Genomic DNA, 16904 nt, shown 5'->3' with positions numbered 1-16904 from the left:
GAAGAACTTATGAACGCATCACTCGCAGGAAGAATTGCACTGGTTACAGGCGGAACGAGTGGAATTGGCCTGGCTACCGCCCGGGAGCTGGCGGCACAGGGCGCACAGGTTTTTATAACCGGCCGTCGTCAGGCGGAGCTGGATGCCGCCGTCGCTGAAATCGGCGGAACCGTCAGCGGCATCCGCGCAGACGCCTCACAGCTGCACGATCTCGATGAGGTTTACTCGCGAATTGCAGCGCAGGCGGGACGCCTCGATATTCTCTTTGCCAACGCCGGGGGCGGCGACATGCTGTCGCTGGGGGCGATTACTGAAGAGCATTTTGACCGTATCTTTGGCACTAACGTACGCGGCGTGCTGTTTACCGTCCAGAAAGCCCTGCCTCTGCTGGTTGATGGCGCATCGGTAATTCTGACCGGATCGACTGCCGGAGTGCAGGGTACTGCGGCTTTTAGCGTCTACAGCGCCAGTAAAGCGGCAGTGCGCAATTTTGCCCGTTCGTGGGCGCTGGATCTGAAAGATCGCGGAATCCGGGTCAATGTCGTGAGCCCCGGCCCTGTCCGTACGCCTGGGCTGGGTGATCTGGTCAGTGAAGATCAGCGTCAGGGCTTGTTTGATGCGCTGGCAGCACAGATACCGCTTGGTCGCCTGGGTGAACCGCAGGAGGTTGCCCGCACCGTTGCGTTTCTCGCCTCGGATGCCGCCAGCTTTATCAATGCGGCAGAACTGTTCGTTGATGGCGGAATGGCACAGGTCTGAGAGTGACCCTGTAGCTGAATATCAGACCCTGGTGATTGTCCTTATCCGGTACGCAGAATCCCGGTTCGCCGGGCGTGAGCAGCAAAGCTGCGCCTGGCTGAACCGTTAACGTAATAACCCCTGTCAAAGGCAGCAGGCTGCGTTGATCTGTAACCTGAATCCGGCACGCCGTCATAAAATGTCACGTTGAAGAAACACCCGCCTGGCAAATCCCCCGCTATAGTTATTGCCTGTCACGTCAGTCATAAAAACCATGGAGATAACATGAGCCAACTTTTTTCCACTGTCTCGCTGGGCGAACTTACGCTGGATAACCGCATTGTGATTGCGCCGATGTGCCAGTACTCCGCTGAGGCGGGCAATGCGACCGCCTGGCACCGTATCCATCTTGGCCAGCTGGCCTTTTCCGGCGCAGGTCTGATGATTATTGAAGCCACCGCCGTAGAGGATATTGGTCGCATCTCCCCAGGCGATCTCGGTTTGTGGAATGATGATAATGAAGCTGCGCTGAAAACGGTTCTGGAAGATGTCCGCCGCTACTCCTCTATTCCGGTTGGTATTCAGCTGGGCCATGCGGGACGCAAAGCGTCGTGTGCCGTACCCTGGGAAGGCGGTAAGCAGATTGCGCCTGAAGCCGGCGGCTGGCAAACCGTGGCTCCGTCCGCACTGAGCTACAGCGCGGATGAAGTGAAACCGGTTGCCATGCACACTGACGATCTGGCGAGGGTAAAACAGGCCTTTGTCGACAGCGCCCTGCGTGCGGTGCGTCTGGGAATTCAGCTCATCGAAGTGCATGCCGCACACGGCTACCTGCTGCATCAGTTCCTGTCGCCGCTGTCGAATCAGCGCAGTGATGAATATGGCGGCTCGCTGGAAAACCGTATGCGCTTCCCACTGGAGGTCTTCAAAGCCGTTCGCGATGCCGTACCCGCTTCCGTGCCGGTAGGCGTGCGCATTTCCGCCACTGACTGGGTCGAAGGCGGCTGGGAGATCAATCAGTCAATCGCCTTCTCGCGTGAGCTGGAAGCGCTGAACAGTGCCTATATTCATGTCTCAAGTGGTGGTTTGTCGGAAGATCAGAAAATCAGCGTCGGACCCAACTATCAGGTGCCGTTCGCCCGCGATATTCGTGAGCAGGTGTCGATTCCGGTGATTGCGGTCGGCTTAATTACTGAGCCGCAGCAGGCAGAAGATCTGCTGCAACAGGGTGAAGCTGACCTGGTGGCGCTGGCGCGCGGTATTCTTTACGATCCGCGCTGGCCGTGGCACGCAGCCGCTGCGCTGGATGGTAAAGTCCAGGTTCCGCCACAGTATCTGCGTTCTGAACCGCACGATGTAAAAGGCATCCTGACGCAGGATCAGTAAGCTTTAACGGGCAGACCGCCGTTAATGCGGTCTGCCCGTTCTCTTATAAAATGCCTTTCAGCCGCAGATGCTGCAGCAGCATGATGGTCTTGGCATCCACAATCTCACCCTGGTCAATCGCCTGTAACGCCTGGTCGAAACCGATCTCAAGCACCTCGATATCCTCACCCTCTTCCGCTATTCCGCCGCCTTCACCGCTACGCTGCTGATCGCCATACTCGGCAATAAAAAAGTAGAGTTTTTCAGTAACCGAACCGGGGCTCATAAAGGCTTCAAACACCTTCTGCACATGGCTGACACGAAAACCGGTTTCCTCTTCGGCTTCGGCAACAATACGCGCTTCCGGCGAGGCGTTATCCAGCAGACCGGCGGCCGCTTCAATCAGAAAGCCATCATGTCCGTTCAGGAAAATAGGAAAGCGAAACTGACGGGTCAGTACCACCGTACGTTTGTCACGGTTGTAGAGCAGGATCACTGCGCCATTTCCGCGGTCATAGGCTTCACGGCTCTGCTCCTGCCAGCGGCCGTCACGACGCAGCAGCGAGAACGTATATTTTTTCAGGGTATACCAGTTGTCTGACAGCAACTGCTCATTGATGATGCGCACGCGGGGATGGTTCTGCTGCATGATGCTCTCCAGGATAGGTAGACAGCCATCACGCTATCATGCACAATCGTGCAAATTCAAGAAAAAACATGCAAAGGCCAGTTATGCTATCCAGCCAGCGAAAACAGACGATTCTTGCCCTGCTCGCCCAGGAAAAACAGGTGCAGTCGCGGGACCTCAGCCAGCGCTTTGGCCTATCCGAAGACTCTATCCGCCGCGACCTGCGTGAACTGGCGGCTGAAGGATTGTTGCAGCGGGTACATGGCGGCGCGCTGCCGGTTTCCGCTGCGCTGGCCACCTTTGAAACGCGCAAAAGCGTGCAGACTGCTTCCAAACAGGTTATTGCGCAAAAAGCCGTTTCACTGATCCAGCCGGGACAGATCGTACTGATTGATGGCGGGACCACCAGCGCGGAACTGGTGCGACTGTTACCCGCCACGCTGAGCTTTATCGCGGTCACGCACAGTCCCAGCGTGGCGCTGGCGTTAGCCGATCATCCACTCGTGGAGATCATACTGATTGGCGGGCAGCTCTATAAACATTCAGTGGTGACGGTGGGCGCAGCGATGCTGGAGTCGATCAACCGCATCAATGCCGATCTCTTTTTTATGGGCGTCACCGGCGTGCATCCGGCGGCAGGCCTGACCACCGGTAATTTCGAAGAGGCGACGGTCAAGCGTGCGCTGGCAGGACGCGCAGCGGAAACCGTGGTGCTGGCGTCAGCGGAAAAGCTGAACTCCGCCTCGGCATTTGCCATAGGCGACCTGTCGCTGGCCAGCACGCTGGTCGTGGAAACGCAGCCGGACGAGGCGCTGCGACAGGCACTGAGCCAGCAAGGTGTGACGGTCATCTGAGTTCGTAACAGGCCTGCAGCGCAAGATGCGGACCGGTCAATGGTCGCGGTGTGTCAGGAAACTGCTGTGCTACTGGCGTCATTGAGCTTTGCGCCAGGGCCACCGCAACGGCTCCCTGCTGATAAGACTGCTCTGCTGCAGCCGCAATCAATGCAAAATAGCGTGTTGTCTCCCCCGCTTTAAACGCCGCCCACGCTCCCTCCACCAGCGCGACCTCCACCTGGCTGCCGGGCTGACAGAAAAGTGCCCGCGTCACCGCCAGCGTTGATTCTGCCGCACAGAGCGCGACTGTGCGCCCTGCCTGACGCTGCAGCGCCTCCGCCAACATCCCGTCGGTGCGCATAACCCGATCCTGTGCGCTGAAATCACCGGCAACCGGCCCCAGCGTCGAGCAGGTGATCAGTACCGCATCAAACTGCGGCAGCAGCGTTTCAATCATTTGGGCAATACGGCGGCGTAACGCAGTCGTCATCCCGCCGCTGCGTTCCGCTTCTGCCAACAGCGCAGGCATCACCAGATGATTCAGCGGTGGATTGTCATGTGTCAGTGCGCTGGCGGCATCATCAAATATCGCGATATTACTGGCCGCGGTGTGAAAACAAAGAATGTTCAGGGTGAGCTCCGGTACAGGTCAGTTTGCGGATTGACAGGCTGCATGCTGGATAACAACACGATAACCATCCCTGTCGATAAATGTCACGCCCCGTTGATCCCAGTAAGGATTCAATGCAGGAATCCTCTGTCATCCATGGAGCCATTAACTCTTTCGGTGTTGCTTTTGTAGAACCCTGATACAGATTAAAGGCATAAAAAAACCCGCCTTAGCGGGTTTTGGAGGAAGCTGACAGTCAACCAGCCTTTGCTTCGCGTGAACGCACGGTGCCTGAGCGCTCCGCAAGATCAAAAGATTCTTTGAGCTGACGCATTGCTTCCGCTTTACGCTCTGCAACTGTCATTTTTTTCAGGGTTGAAATATCGTGTTTTGAGTACATAACCTCTTCCTCCTTCGCCTATGGCGGTATTCACTTCATACATTACATCACGGGGCGGATGCTGTAAAACCCGGTCTAGAAGCGTTTTAGCTTCTCTGTTTCGGCAATCGCAAAATATGCCCTGGACCTGTAAGTCTTGTGGTGAAGCGTAATTATAGTCGCCTCTCTCTGACCTGGATGCGTGGCATGCCGCACTGCTGATGACCCGCCTGCCCGTTTTTTGCAAGCGGATGTGAACAGCCATCAGCCTGAACCCATGACGCGAAGGGTCCTGCATCCGCTGTGTCCCCGTGGTTAGCACCCTATGCCCTGTTATCGGTAAATCAGCTTACCGCTCACAGCGCTAAACGCATTCCCGCCGCTGTCATCTACACTTTACCGGTATTCATAAGGCGATGCCCTGAGCATTGCCCGGCTATAAAAGGATGACAATATGACTGAACAAGCAACCCAGAACCATGCCTGGTTACTGGCTTCACGCCCACACGGTGAGCCGACCAAAGAGAATTTCCGCCATGTGGCGCAGCCCGTCCCGGAAATCAAAGAGGGTGAAGTACTGCTGAAAACCATCTATCTCTCGCTCGACCCCTACATGCGTGGGCGGATGGACGAGGGTAAATCCTACGCCGCGCCGGCAGAGCTGGATCAGCCGATGGTGGGCGGCACCGTCTGTCAGGTCGCCGAATCGAAAAACAGTGACTTCAAGACCGGTGACTGGGTGCTGGCGCAGAGCGGCTGGCAGGAATATGCCGTCTCCGATGGCAAAGAGATTGCGAAGCTGGGCAACGATCTGCCTCATCCCTCATGGGCGCTGGGTATTCTCGGTATGCCAGGCTTTACCGCCTATATGGGTCTGATGGATATTGGTCAGCCGAAAGCGGGTGAAACCCTGGTCGTTGCCGCCGCAACCGGTCCGGTGGGCGCAACGGTCGGCCAGCTGGGTAAACAGAAAGGCTGCCGTGTCGTTGGTGTGGCGGGCGGTGAAGAGAAATGCCGTTACGCGGTCGATACGCTGGGCTTTGATGCCTGCCTCGATCACCACAGCGCCGACTTTGAAGAGCAGCTGAAAAACGCCTGCCCGGATGGCATCGATATCTACTTCGAAAACGTCGGCGGCAAAGTGTTTGATGCCGTATTCCCGCTGCTGAACACCGCTGCGCGCGTGCCGGTCTGTGGTCTGGTCTCGGCTTACAGCCAGCGTGAGCTGCCGCAAGGCCCGGACAGAACCTCTCTGATCATGGCGGGCATTCTGAAACGCCGTATCCGTATGCAGGGCTTTATCATCTTCCAGGATTATGGTGACCGTTACCCTGAGTTCCTGGAGGCGATGCGTCCGCTGGTGGAGAACAAAAAAATCCACTATCGCGAGCACATGATTGAAGGATTAGAGAACGCGCCACAGGCGTTTATCGATATGCTGAATGGCAAAAACTTTGGTAAAACCGTGGTGAACGTCGGCGCCTGATGACGTTAGCGTGCCGCGTCACTGACGTGGCACGCCATTAATCAGTGCGGCTGCCGGGAAACGTGTTCGGCAGCTGCACGATTTGCCGCACTCACCGCTTCTGCCAGCGTTACCCCGCTACTCAGGCGCTGACACAACACGCCGACAAAACAATCCCCGGCACCGTGGGTGCTCACCAGTGTCACCTTCTGCGCCGCCAGTGTATGCGTCTCTCCCGCCTCGCTGTAAGCCACACCATGTTCACCAGCGGTAACCACCACTCTGGCAAACCGGCTGGCCAGCGATTCTGCCGCTGAGCGCGCCGACGTCAGATCCTGCACGCTAATCCCGCACATATCGCGCGCTTCAATGGCGTTCACCACCAGCAGATCGATACAGTTTTCAAACGCGGCTGACAACGGCCGGGCGGGCGCGGCATTGACGCAGACCGTAATCCCCCGCTGCTGTGCTGCCCGGGCCGCGCAGAGGTTCACCGCTTCCGGGACTTCATTTTGCAGCACCAGCAGCGACACCCCCTGCCAGAAGCCGGGCTGCTCAAAGGTCTCCAGCGGGATCTGCTGATTGGCATTGGAGACCACCACCGCACCGTAATCTCCTTCGGCATCGGTAATCGCCACGCTCATCCCGGAGGGAAGCGCATCAATGATGCTGACGGCGGTGCAATCGACCCCGGCCTGCTGCAGATGATCCAGCAGGAATTGCCCCTGCTGATCGCGCCCCACTGAACCGGCGAAGCGCACTGCGGCACCCGCGCGTGCCGCTGCGACGGCCTGATTCCCCCCCTTGCCACCAAACTTATAGTGACAGGCGCTGCCCATCACCGTTTCGCCTTTTTCCGGGCGATGGTGTGCATCCAGCATAATGTCGTAGTGAAGACTGCCGGTGACTGCAATTTTGCTCATAGCTAGAATTCCCGCAGATCCTGAACCGCATGCTGGGTTTTCATCAGGTTCTTCTCCGCCCGCTTCAGATCTTTCTTGGCGATAGCGACAAACAGCGCATCCAGAATATTGAGCTGGGCGATGCGTGACGCGGCGTTTTCACCCAGCAGATGCGATCCCTGAGAGGTTGAATTGAGGACCACATGCGCACTCTTCGCGATCGGGGATTCGGCATAGTTGGTAATGGCGATAACTTTCGCGCCATTCCTCCCCGCCAGTCTGACCGGATCGTTCACCGCACGCGTAGCACCCGAATGGCTGATGGCGATAACCACATCGTCATCAGATAACACGGCGGCTGACATCAGCATGATGTGGGCGTCGTCATAGGCAGTCGACTTAATGCCAATCTTCAGCATCTTGTGTGACAGGTCCCGCGCCACGGCGGCAGAACCGCCCACGGCGTAGAGATCGATATGACGCGCTTTAAAGATAATGTCCGCCGCACGATTGAATTCAGAAACATCCAGAATCGATAAAGTCTCTTCAATCGCCTGGATAGAGGTTCTGAAAACTTTGGCCAGCAACTGCTCCGACGAATCATCCGGCTCAATTTCCGCATGCAGCCCTGCCACTTCAGACTGGTTGTAATAGATCAGGCCACTTCTGAAATGCCTGAAGCCGGTGAAGTTAAGTTTTTTGGTAATCTTAACGATCATCGCTTCAGAGACATTATTCTCCCGCGCAATCTCCTTTAATGAGGATTGCTCGGTAATGTCGGTTCGGGCAATTATCGCCTCAGCTACCCGACGTTCTAACGGCGTCAGCTGGGGCAAACGCATACGAATCTGAGCGCCAATGGCTCGCGGATCTTGCTTCATTACTTGCCTCGGGTCGCCCGGTCAATCAACATCGCTATGATAATAATAAGGCCGGTAGCGAGCAATTGGTAAAAGGCCTGAATGTTCAGTAAGGTCAAGCCATTACGCAATGCACCGAGGATAACCACGCCGATCAGCGTCCCGAAGATACTGCCCTTGCCGCCCATTAACGACGCACCGCCAATGGCCGCCGCCGCAATCGCATCCAGTTCCCACAGGTTGCCGATGGTCGGTTCGGCAGCCCCCAGACGACCAATCAGAATCAGCGAGGCCAGTGAGGCCAGTAAGCCGGAGAAGATATAGACCGTGACCTTGGTGCGCTTAACCGGCACACCTGCGACCCGCGCCGCCTCTTCATTGCCGCCAATCGCCAGAATATATTCCCCCAGCGGGGTCTTATTCATCACCGTCCACAGCAGCAGCGCAATCACTGCCACAATCACAATCGGCGTGGGGATACCGAAAAGCGTACTGTTAATCAGGCTGCGAAATTCCAGCGGAATACCGAAGATGGGATTGCCGCCGGTGTAGATCAGCGCTATCGCCCGGAACAGCGACAGGCCGCCCAGCGTCACAATAAACGGCTGCAGCCCGGCATAGGCGATCAGTGTGCCGCTGAACAGCCCGCACATCGCGCCCACACCCAGCGTCGCGAGGATCGCCAGCGGCACCGGCACGCCCGATGCCATCAGGGTTGCACCCAGCACCGCAGAGAGCGCCGCCGTGGGGCCGACCGAGAGGTCAATCCCGCCGGAGATAATCACCAGCGTCATGCCCAGTGCAATCAGGGCGTTGATTGAGGACTGCTGCAGAATATTCAGCAGATTAGGCAGGGTGAAAAAGACCGGCGACAGAAACGAAAATGTCACCACGATAATCAGTAAGCCAATTAAGGTACCGGCATCACGCAGATTAAATTTAAGCCGCAGCGCAGGTCGGGTACCCGGCCCGGTAGATGTCTGAGTTGTCATAGTTATAACCTTAAATAGTGTCAGGTAAGCGGTCAGGCGGTCTGGTCGATATCTTTAATGGCATAACGGGCAATGTTCTCTTCGGTGATCGCGCTGCCGGTTAACTCTTTGGTTATCCGGCCCTCGCGCATCACCAGCACCCGATCGGAGATGCGCATGATCTCGGTCATTTCTGACGACACCACCACAATGGCTTTGCCCGCCTGGGCCAGTTTTTCAATCAGGTGATAGATTTCAGACTTGGCACCAATATCGATACCGCGCGTCGGCTCATCAAACAGAAACACATTGGCATCCGCCGCAACCCAGCGGCCGATGATCACTTTTTGCTGATTGCCGCCACTCAGCGTGCCGATGGTTTTCTCAATGTCGAGCGGGCGCAGTTTCAGGTCGCCCATGACCTTCAGCGCCTCGCGGTCCAGCCTGGCCTGGTTCATCAGCCCCGCCGACGTGAAGCGGTGCATCGATGGCAGCGCCATATTCATCTTCACCGCCCGCTCTTTGATAATGCCCTCTTTTTTGCGGTCTTCAGGTACCAGGCCAATGCCCGCTTTGATCGCCGCACGCACGTTGTGGTTCTTCACCGCGGCACCGTTGACGCTCACCGTGCCACGGGTGCGCCTGTCGATACCGGCAATCAGCTTCAGCAGTTCGGTGCGCCCCGCGCCGACCAGTCCGGCAATGCCCAGCACTTCGCCCGCACGAACGCTGAAGTTTGCCGCCACCACCTCATTGCCACGCGTCAGATCCTCTACCCGCAGCACTTCGCGATCGGTGACAAAGGCCTGATGGTCAAGCTTGTCGATCTTCCGTCCGACCATTTTGGCGACGATGCTCTCCTCATCCTCATCACTGATGTTGACCACCCCAACCTGCTTTCCGTCACGCATAATGGTGGCGCGGTCGCAGACCCGGAAAATCTCATTCATCTTGTGCGAGACATAGATCAGCGAGACGCCGGTCGACTTCAGATCGCCAATCAGCTCTGCCAGCCGGTCAAATTCGCGTGGCGTCAGGCTGGAGGTCGGCTCATCCATGGCGATGATTTTGGCGTCATCCAGCAGCGCCCGGGCAATCTCAACAATCTGCTGCTGCGATACCTTGAGGTTCCTGATCGGCGTATCGGGATCGATAGTGGGATCCAGCGTCTTCAGAATCAGGGTAGCCCGCGCCAGCTGGGCCTTTTTATCCACCCACCAGCCTCCGGCGCGGGTCAGCGGGCGACCCAGAAACATGTTCTGCGCCACGGAAAGCTCAGGCACATGCTGTAACTCCTGGTGGATCATCGCGATCCCGGCCTGACGGGCGCTGAGCGGACTGCGGATCTGCACCCGGTTTCCATTGACGCTGATCTCCCCGCTGTCCGCACCGCGAACGCCGGAGAGGATATTCAGCAGCGTCGACTTACCCGCGCCATTTTCCCCAATCAGCGCGTGCACCTCGCCGGGCCGCACTGAGAAATCGACATTCTGCAGCGCGGCGGCGTTACCGTAACTTTTGCTGATGCCACGCATCATTAAGCGAAACTGTTCCATACCCGCTCCCGCTGACTTATTGTTGAGCCAGCAGCTGACGCAACCGGTTGTTGTCTTTGGTTGAGAACGCCTCGACATTCTCTTTGGTGATCAGCGCCTGGGGTGTCGAGACAACGCGCGACAGTTTCTGTCCATTGATCAGCCGGATAATGACGTCCATCGCCACTTCACCGGTCAGCACCGGGAAACTGTCGACCGTGCCGGTCAGCTCGCCGCGCTTAATCGAGGCGTAGGCATCGGAAATGCCGTCAGTGCCAAAGATGGCCACCTGTGACGCTTTGTTCTGCGCGCGTACCGCCTCCACCACGCCCAGCGCCATGGTGTCGTTGTTGGCGTAGAAGCCGATTAAATCAGGATGCTGCTGCAGAATGGTCGATGCGGCGTTAAAGGCCTGCTCGCGACTCCAGTTAGCGGGCACGCTGGCCACGATGGTGAACTTCCCGGCGCTGTCCAGCGTCTCTTTAAAGCCACGGGTGCGCTGTCCGGCGGCATAAACCCCTGGCTGCCCTTCAATCACCGCCACTTTGCCGCCCTGCGGATGGTGCTGCATAAACCACTTCGCTACCCGCACGCCATTGTCCTTCTGGACGTTGCCGACGTAGTAGCGCGCATTCGGCATTACCGCATCATTAACGTTAACCACCGGAATATTTTTACTATTGGCACTCTCCAGTGCAGGCTCCAGGTTGATATCGGTCTGCGGCGAAACCAGCAGGCCATTAAAGCCCTGCGAGATCAGGGTTTCCGCAATGGAGAGCTGACCGAGCTGATCGTCTTCATTGGCCGCCGCCTGATAAGCGACAGTGAAACCATACTTTTTCGCCGCATTCTGGTAGCCCTGGCCGAGTGAGCGCCAGTACTCATTGGTCAGGGTTTTCGATACCCCGCCAATCTTCAGCGACTTATCGACTTTTGGCAGTGCGCCATATTTGGTGTCGAGCTGGGTCCAGTCGGTGCGATCCGGTTCAGTATCGGATTGCAGCGGTGCCAGTTCTGCCGCATAAACCGTGCTGCAGAGCAGTGAGGAGGCGATAAGAGAAAGCAGGCGTTTTTTCATTTTTTATTCTCAGGGTGTTGGGTAGAGATGTGATGTTTTTATGATTAATCGGCTGTCAGCGCGCCAGCATGATGTCATTGACGATCTGCTGAGAGGCCACCGCATCCTGACGCTCAATGGCCGCCAGTAACGCCGCGTTGTCGTGCAGCTGGTCACAAAGCCTCAGCAGACGAGTCACGGTCGCAATATTGCTTTCTGCCTCACGGATCGGGTCAAGACCGCTGGCATCCGGGAAGGTATCGAAGTAGTAGGCACCGCGATAACCATCACGCTGCATCTGCCAGAGAAACTCCAGCGTGGCGCGTGGGTTAACTGAGCCGACCATCAGGCCGTCATCACGCTTGCCCCAGCCGTCATTAAGGTCCAGCCCCAGCAGCCGTGAGCGGCGCGCCACCATGGCGGCGGCGTAAGCCGGGATCTCATTGGCAAACAGTACATGAGCAAAATCCAGGGTGATCCCCAGGTTGGCGCAGCCCGCCTCTTCCACGGCCAGCAGACAGGTGGTGGCGTTGGGAAAGATGCTGTAGGCGCGTGGCTCATTGGGTTTATATTCGATGCTGACGTCAACGTCCGGTGCATACTCCGCCACTTCACGCACGGCGCTGACCGCATCCTCCCAGATCTTCTTATAGTCCGCCTGGAAGCAGTAATCGAAACCGTCCTGCCCCATCCACAGCGTCATCAGCCGTGAACCAAATTCCCGACCCGCGTCAATGCCCCGTTTGGTCAGCTCAATCGCTTCGCGACGCACTTTCGCGTCGGGATGGGTAAACGCGCCGATTTTGAACTGTGGCGCGTCCCAGCGCATCTGCATACCGTTAACGGCCAGACCCGCATCACTGATCGCCTGGCGCAGTGTGGGGATATCGCTGGTGAGATGTTGCGGAAAGTTGAGGTCGAGATGCGTTAAGCCTTTGACCTTGCCTGCACGGGCAACCATCTGCAGCACAGAGGGCTTGCCCTGCTGATCGGGCCAGTAGAGGTGCGCCCCCGAGGCGAAAGAGTTAAGACGGGTAGCAAATTTCAGTTCCGACATGAGCATCAATCCTTCAGAGTGCGTATTGTGAAGTACTTTTCGTATTCACGATTAATTGTGAAGTCATATATTAATCTACGCCTCGCGGCTTAATGCGCAAGTCTGTCAGGCAGGAGAAATCATTAAACCGGGAGCGCTGTCACGAAATGGTTTCGATGCGTTATCAGATGATGTGAATGCGGAGATGAAAGAATTAAGATGAAATACAACGGGTTGTCGCGCGAAGCCGGGCGTGAGATCTGGCAGACAGAAGCTTAAAAAAAAGCTGAGCGCCAGGGCGGCGCTCAGCAGGTCGGTTTTTTTAAAAAATCACTTCAGACGGAAAGCGACAACGCTGTCGCCCGCCGTGGTACCGAGCGAGCCGTGGCCGCCCGCGGCAATCACCACATACTGCTTACCATCTTTGCCCATAAAGGTGGATGGTGTGGCCTGCGCACCCGCGCTCAGTTCAGTCTGCCACAGCAGTTCGCCGGTGGTGCTGTCGTAAGCACGGAAGAAGTTATCTGCCGTTGCGCCGTGGAACACCAGATCACCCGCCGTCAGCAGCGGTCCGCCGTGCGCCACCATCCCCATCGGGAAACCGAGCGGGAAGCGGCCAGGCAGGAAGCTGGTTTTGAGGTTTTTGGTGGTGCCGACGCGGCGCAGCCATTCGGTTTTGCCGGTGGTCAGATCCACACCGACCATCCGTCCCCACGGTGGCGCGATGCAGGGAATACCCAGACCTGACGCCATCTGCTGGATGTGGATAGCGTAGTCACCGTGGAAGTTCTCATTCCAGTACGGCGTACCATCTTTGGTGAAGGTACGCTGGGTTTCGGTTTCCGGCGTGCGTCTGATGAGGTTGTATTTGTAAGCCAGGCGTACCGGTGCCGCAATCAGCATCTGACGCTGTGGATCAACCGCTACTGAACCCCAGTTAAACACCCCGATGTTGCCCGGGAAGATCAGCGAGCCTTTCTCCGTTGGTGGCGTCCACGGGTTACCGTCATAGCGCAGCTCACGGAACGTGGTGCGGCAGGCCATCTGGTCAAACGGCGTAATGCCCCACATTGACTTCTCAGTCAGCGGCTGCGGAATGAAGTTCAGGCTTGAGACCGGCTGAGTCGCCGCATACTGCTCGCCTTTAATACCATCCGTGGAGACCTTAACCTGCTCTACCGGATAAACCGGTTCGCCGGTCAGGCGGTTCAGCACAAACAGGTTGCCGGTTTTGGTCGGCAGGATCACCGCCGGTTGCGGTTTGCCCTGATAGTTGATGTCCACCAGCGACGGCTGTGACGGGTTATCGCGATCCCAGAGGTCGTGGTTCGAACTCTGATAACGCCATTTGAACGCACCGGTTTTCAGATCCAGTGCCACCAGCGCATCACGGAATTTTTCAGTGTTGCTGGCGGGATCGCGTTCAAGTCCCACTTCATCCGGCGAGGCGTTACCAAACGGCACATAGACCAGGCCGTTTTTCAGATCGGCGCTCAGGGTGGCCCAGGCGACCGGGGTATCCTGCGGATAGGTTGCCCCTTCAGCGACCGGTGCGGTGTTATCCGGGTTAGCCGGATCGAAGTTCCACACCAGACGACCGCTGACGGCATCATAGGCACGGATCACACCTGATGGGTTACCGCTGTTGAAGCCGTTATCCATCACCGAACCGCCGACAATCACCAGGTTGCCCGCCACCAGTGGCGCGGCAGTCTGCATCAGCGCGTGCGGACGCACCTCGCCCATGTTGGCGCGCAGATTCACCACACCGTTGTCACCAAAGTCAGCACAGGCTTTACCGGTATCGGCATCCAGCGCCAGCAGGCGGGCATCGGTGGTGGCATTGAAGATACGCTTGCGGCAGATGGCCGGCGATGCGCCCGTCTGCGCCTGCGCCTGCTGACCGGCATCGAAGTAGCTCACGCCACGACAGGTCTGGTGCTGCTGCAGATAAGAGCGGTTTTTATCCGGCGTCGTTTTCCACTTCACCGCACCGGTTTCCGGGTCAAGAGCATGGACTTCGTTGTGCGGCGTACAGAAGTAGAGCATGCCGTTGGCTTTCAGCGGTGTCGCTTCAAAGGTGTATTCGGTCGCATCATCACCCTGACGCAGGTCGCCGGTGTGATAGGTCCAGGCCACTTCAAGATCTTTCACGTTATCTTTAGTGATCTGCTTCAGCGCCGAGAAGCGCTGGCCATCTGTGGTTCCGCCATATGCGCTCCACTCTTCAGCGGCACCGCCGGTCGCAGAGGCGTTGCGCGGCGTATTAATGGCGCCCTGCTGCGGTAGCGGATCGTAGAAGCAGAGACCGATGACCAGCAGCACCATCAGGACGACGGAACCCCCGAGGAAAGGATGGAAACGACGCTGCCCCTGATAGAGCGGACGCACCACCCACGGCAGCGCCAGCCAGAGACCCAGCACGCCAAACAGGTCGCCGCGCGGGATCCACTGCCATTTGTCGAAGCCCACTTCCCAGATAGTCCAGAACAGAGTGATCCACATCAGCAGCGCATAAAGCGTCAGCGCACTGCGTTTGTTCATCAACAGCAGAATCGCGCTGAGCAGAACGCCCACGCCCATCAGCGCATAGAACGCGCTGCCTCCTGCAAGCAGGAGTTGTCCTCCCATGTAAATCAGGGCGATAGCAAATATCACCATGATTATACTGGTTATTTTATTGATCATGATCCATCCTCGGGTCATTAGCGGCAATTGAAAGGTTAAGCTGGAAACATAAATTCAACGAGATTTTAACTTACGCACGAAATATGTAAAAACGTGTATAAGCGTTAATCATTAGAAATATTTATTATAAATGTCACCTGTTAATGCGGTCAGGCCGCTTTTTTTACTTTCTGAAGGGCTGATTACGGGATATCCATCACAAAAAATTAACCATAGGCTGCTAACGACCGCACCTTTTGTTCAAAGGCGATTAATTAACAGACAAGCCGCCCTTCTGTAACGCCAGCTAAAGTGTGCCCGACGAAAGATTTTCAGAGTCAAATAATCATAATGGTTTATTAACTCTGTTGTGAAATAACTCTTATTGCTGAAATCGGGAATGTTACTGCCCTGCTGTTATTCTTGGCGGCTTCATCAACGCTGGTGCGGTGTCGCTGCTGTTCAAATGATTTAATTGTGCCAGCCTGAACGCGTTTTTTATTATTTTCCTGAAAAATAACACTCAGGAAATAGATTAATGAACAAAGGGATTTTGCCGATGAAAACGATTTCAGATATTCCGTAGCATGACGCTTATTTTATCTGTGATATATATCAGCTCTCTTATATTCGTTTATCCGGCCAGCAGGCGGGATTTTTCTGGCAGCAATAAACCAGGCAGGTTAACTATGACCGCACTTCACGCTATTTATCGCAAGTTTCGTTTCCCTTTTAAGTTTCTTAATGCTGCCATTCGCTATCCTGCCGCGCAGGCACGGGTAAAGCGTTATTCCGTTATGTCGATAGAAGAGACTGTCGATCTGTTATTACGTAACCCACAATTATCTCTGGCCCGTTATGGCGACGGTGAACTGGAAATGACCTGGTATAAAAATATCGGTTTTCAGCCATTTGACCCGAATCTCTCTGCACGACTCAAAGCCTTGCTGCAGCAGGATTCAGGAGCCAACCCGAACTGTCTGATCTGTCTGCCGGATGCCTTTCGTACCACCCGTAATATGCGGGGCGGGTCGGCCCTGTTCTGGTTCTTCCATAAATCATTTTATTTTAAATATTATGAGGGTCTGCTGAATAAACAGTACCAGTATGGAAATACCTCGGTGACCCGTCCCTATCACGATTATAAAGGCAAGCAATTATCCCGGACGATATTTGATAAGTTTAAACAGCTCTATCAGGGCCGCCGGGTATTAATTGTGGAAGGCAGCGGAACGCGCCTGGGATTAGGCAATGATTTACTGGAGGGAGCCAGCGAAGTGAAACGTATTACGACGCTGAACCGTAATGCCTTTTCCGTCTATGATCGTCTGTTTGATACCGTTTTAAAGAATGCCGTCAACTTTGACCTGGTCTTGATTTCATTAGGGCCGACCGCAACCGTGCTGGCATATGATTTAAGTCAGCACGGTATCCGCTGTATTGATAGCGGCCACGTCGATATTGAATATGAGTGGATGCTGGCCAGTGCCACCAGCAAAATAAAAGTGGACGGAAAAAACGTCAATGAGGCGGGCGTACTGCTGAGTGAACAGACTACGGTGGCAGATGCGACTTATCAGCAGCAGATTTTACAACACGTTGGCGAAATACCCCAGGTCGGGACGGCTGATACAGAAGCAGTCACGGAAGCCGTGGTTATCCCGCTGCCACACGTCAGCCCCAACCATCATAACGCCGCCTGAGCCTCACCACCGACAGGCAGCGGCTGCACCGCATTGAAGCGCAGGCGAATTATTAGCGGGATCAGTTAACCCCCTTCGGAGCGGGCTCAGGGGCCCGAATTCTGTGCTTGTCCGCGGTTTGCCGGATAAATACCCTTTCCGGCATCAATTTT

General features: G+C 56.1%; 16 protein-coding genes. 5 read left to right on the top strand and 11 right to left on the bottom strand.

The window, feature by feature from the left end:
* Positions 1-9 precede the first annotated feature (9 nt).
* Both PAG01S_RS03050 and PAG01S_RS03045 read left to right on the top strand, forming a co-directional pair.
* Positions 10-759, top strand: a complete 750-nt coding sequence (locus PAG01S_RS03050; RefSeq protein ID WP_062757648.1) for an SDR family NAD(P)-dependent oxidoreductase — start codon at positions 10-12, stop codon at positions 757-759.
* Positions 760-1023: 264 nt separating this feature from the next.
* A complete protein-coding gene (locus PAG01S_RS03045) occupies positions 1024-2124 on the top strand; it encodes an NADH:flavin oxidoreductase/NADH oxidase (RefSeq protein ID WP_010670145.1) in 1101 nt (366 codons plus the stop codon).
* Between the two features lie 43 nt (positions 2125-2167).
* Here PAG01S_RS03045 and PAG01S_RS03040 read toward each other — a convergent pair whose 3' ends face one another.
* A complete protein-coding gene (locus tag PAG01S_RS03040) occupies positions 2168-2752 on the bottom strand; it encodes an NUDIX domain-containing protein (protein WP_010670144.1) in 585 nt (194 codons plus the stop codon).
* An 83-nt stretch (positions 2753-2835) separates the two neighbouring features.
* Here PAG01S_RS03040 and PAG01S_RS03035 point away from each other — a divergent pair, with 83 nt between their 5' ends.
* Positions 2836-3585, top strand: coding sequence for a DeoR/GlpR family DNA-binding transcription regulator (locus PAG01S_RS03035; RefSeq protein WP_062757646.1), 750 nt, complete (start codon positions 2836-2838; stop codon positions 3583-3585).
* On the opposite strand, the gene PAG01S_RS03030 is transcribed toward PAG01S_RS03035, so the two are convergent.
* The 3 genes from PAG01S_RS03030 to PAG01S_RS22380 all read right to left on the bottom strand — a co-directional run bounded on the left by PAG01S_RS03030 (position 3578) and on the right by PAG01S_RS22380 (position 4577).
* Positions 3578-4096, bottom strand: a complete 519-nt coding sequence (locus PAG01S_RS03030) for a hypothetical protein (RefSeq protein ID WP_031292951.1) — start codon at positions 4094-4096, stop codon at positions 3578-3580. The genes PAG01S_RS03035 and PAG01S_RS03030 overlap by 8 nt on opposite strands.
* A gap of 120 nt (positions 4097-4216) precedes the next feature.
* Positions 4217-4312 (bottom strand): hypothetical protein, encoded by a 96-nt coding sequence (locus PAG01S_RS22770; RefSeq protein WP_376712858.1) that lies wholly within the window; start codon positions 4310-4312, stop codon positions 4217-4219.
* A 121-nt stretch (positions 4313-4433) separates the two neighbouring features.
* Positions 4434-4577, bottom strand: a complete 144-nt coding sequence (locus tag PAG01S_RS22380) for a hypothetical protein (protein WP_022625658.1) — start codon at positions 4575-4577, stop codon at positions 4434-4436.
* Positions 4578-5010: 433 nt separating this feature from the next.
* On the opposite strand from PAG01S_RS22380, the gene curA reads away from it, so the two are divergent.
* Positions 5011-6042 carry an NADPH-dependent curcumin/dihydrocurcumin reductase gene (curA, locus tag PAG01S_RS03020; RefSeq protein WP_010244937.1) on the top strand — a complete coding sequence of 344 codons (1032 nt, stop codon included), beginning with the start codon at positions 5011-5013 and terminating at the stop codon, positions 6040-6042.
* A gap of 41 nt (positions 6043-6083) precedes the next feature.
* Here curA and PAG01S_RS03015 read toward each other — a convergent pair whose 3' ends face one another.
* The 7 genes from PAG01S_RS03015 to PAG01S_RS02985 form a co-directional block, all read right to left on the bottom strand.
* Positions 6084-6944 carry a PfkB family carbohydrate kinase gene (locus PAG01S_RS03015; RefSeq protein ID WP_050679535.1) on the bottom strand — a complete coding sequence of 287 codons (861 nt, stop codon included), beginning with the start codon at positions 6942-6944 and terminating at the stop codon, positions 6084-6086.
* A 2-nt stretch (positions 6945-6946) separates the two neighbouring features.
* Complete coding sequence (locus PAG01S_RS03010; RefSeq protein ID WP_010244943.1) at positions 6947-7804, bottom strand: MurR/RpiR family transcriptional regulator; 858 nt, start codon at positions 7802-7804, stop codon at positions 6947-6949.
* Positions 7804-8775 carry an ABC transporter permease gene (locus PAG01S_RS03005; RefSeq protein ID WP_010244946.1) on the bottom strand — a complete coding sequence of 324 codons (972 nt, stop codon included), beginning with the start codon at positions 8773-8775 and terminating at the stop codon, positions 7804-7806. Before PAG01S_RS03005 ends, PAG01S_RS03010 begins: the two co-directional genes overlap by 1 nt.
* 32 nt (positions 8776-8807) lie before the next feature.
* Positions 8808-10310: a sugar ABC transporter ATP-binding protein gene (locus tag PAG01S_RS03000; RefSeq protein WP_062757640.1), complete on the bottom strand. Its 1503-nt coding sequence runs from the start codon at positions 10308-10310 to the stop codon at positions 8808-8810.
* Between the two features lie 16 nt (positions 10311-10326).
* On the bottom strand, positions 10327-11367 hold the full coding sequence (locus PAG01S_RS02995) for a sugar ABC transporter substrate-binding protein (RefSeq protein WP_062757638.1): 1041 nt from the start codon (positions 11365-11367) through the stop codon (positions 10327-10329).
* Between the two features lie 55 nt (positions 11368-11422).
* On the bottom strand, positions 11423-12403 hold the full coding sequence (locus PAG01S_RS02990; protein ID WP_010244956.1) for a TIM barrel protein: 981 nt from the start codon (positions 12401-12403) through the stop codon (positions 11423-11425).
* 309 nt (positions 12404-12712) lie between these two features.
* Entirely contained in the window at positions 12713-15070 is a 2358-nt protein-coding gene (locus PAG01S_RS02985) for a membrane-bound PQQ-dependent dehydrogenase, glucose/quinate/shikimate family (RefSeq protein WP_010670139.1), read from the bottom strand.
* Positions 15071-15738: 668 nt separating this feature from the next.
* Here PAG01S_RS02985 and PAG01S_RS02980 point away from each other — a divergent pair.
* Positions 15739-16752: a GT-D fold domain-containing glycosyltransferase gene (locus tag PAG01S_RS02980; RefSeq protein ID WP_033757620.1), complete on the top strand. Its 1014-nt coding sequence runs from the start codon at positions 15739-15741 to the stop codon at positions 16750-16752.
* Positions 16753-16904 lie beyond the last annotated feature (152 nt).

Origin of the sequence: Pantoea agglomerans NBRC 102470 (genome assembly GCF_001598475.1) — a bacterium.
GTDB lineage: Bacteria > Pseudomonadota > Gammaproteobacteria > Enterobacterales > Enterobacteriaceae > Pantoea > Pantoea agglomerans.
The sequence above is the reverse complement of the archived record's forward strand: the minus strand, read 5'-3'. Positions and strand labels throughout refer to the sequence as shown.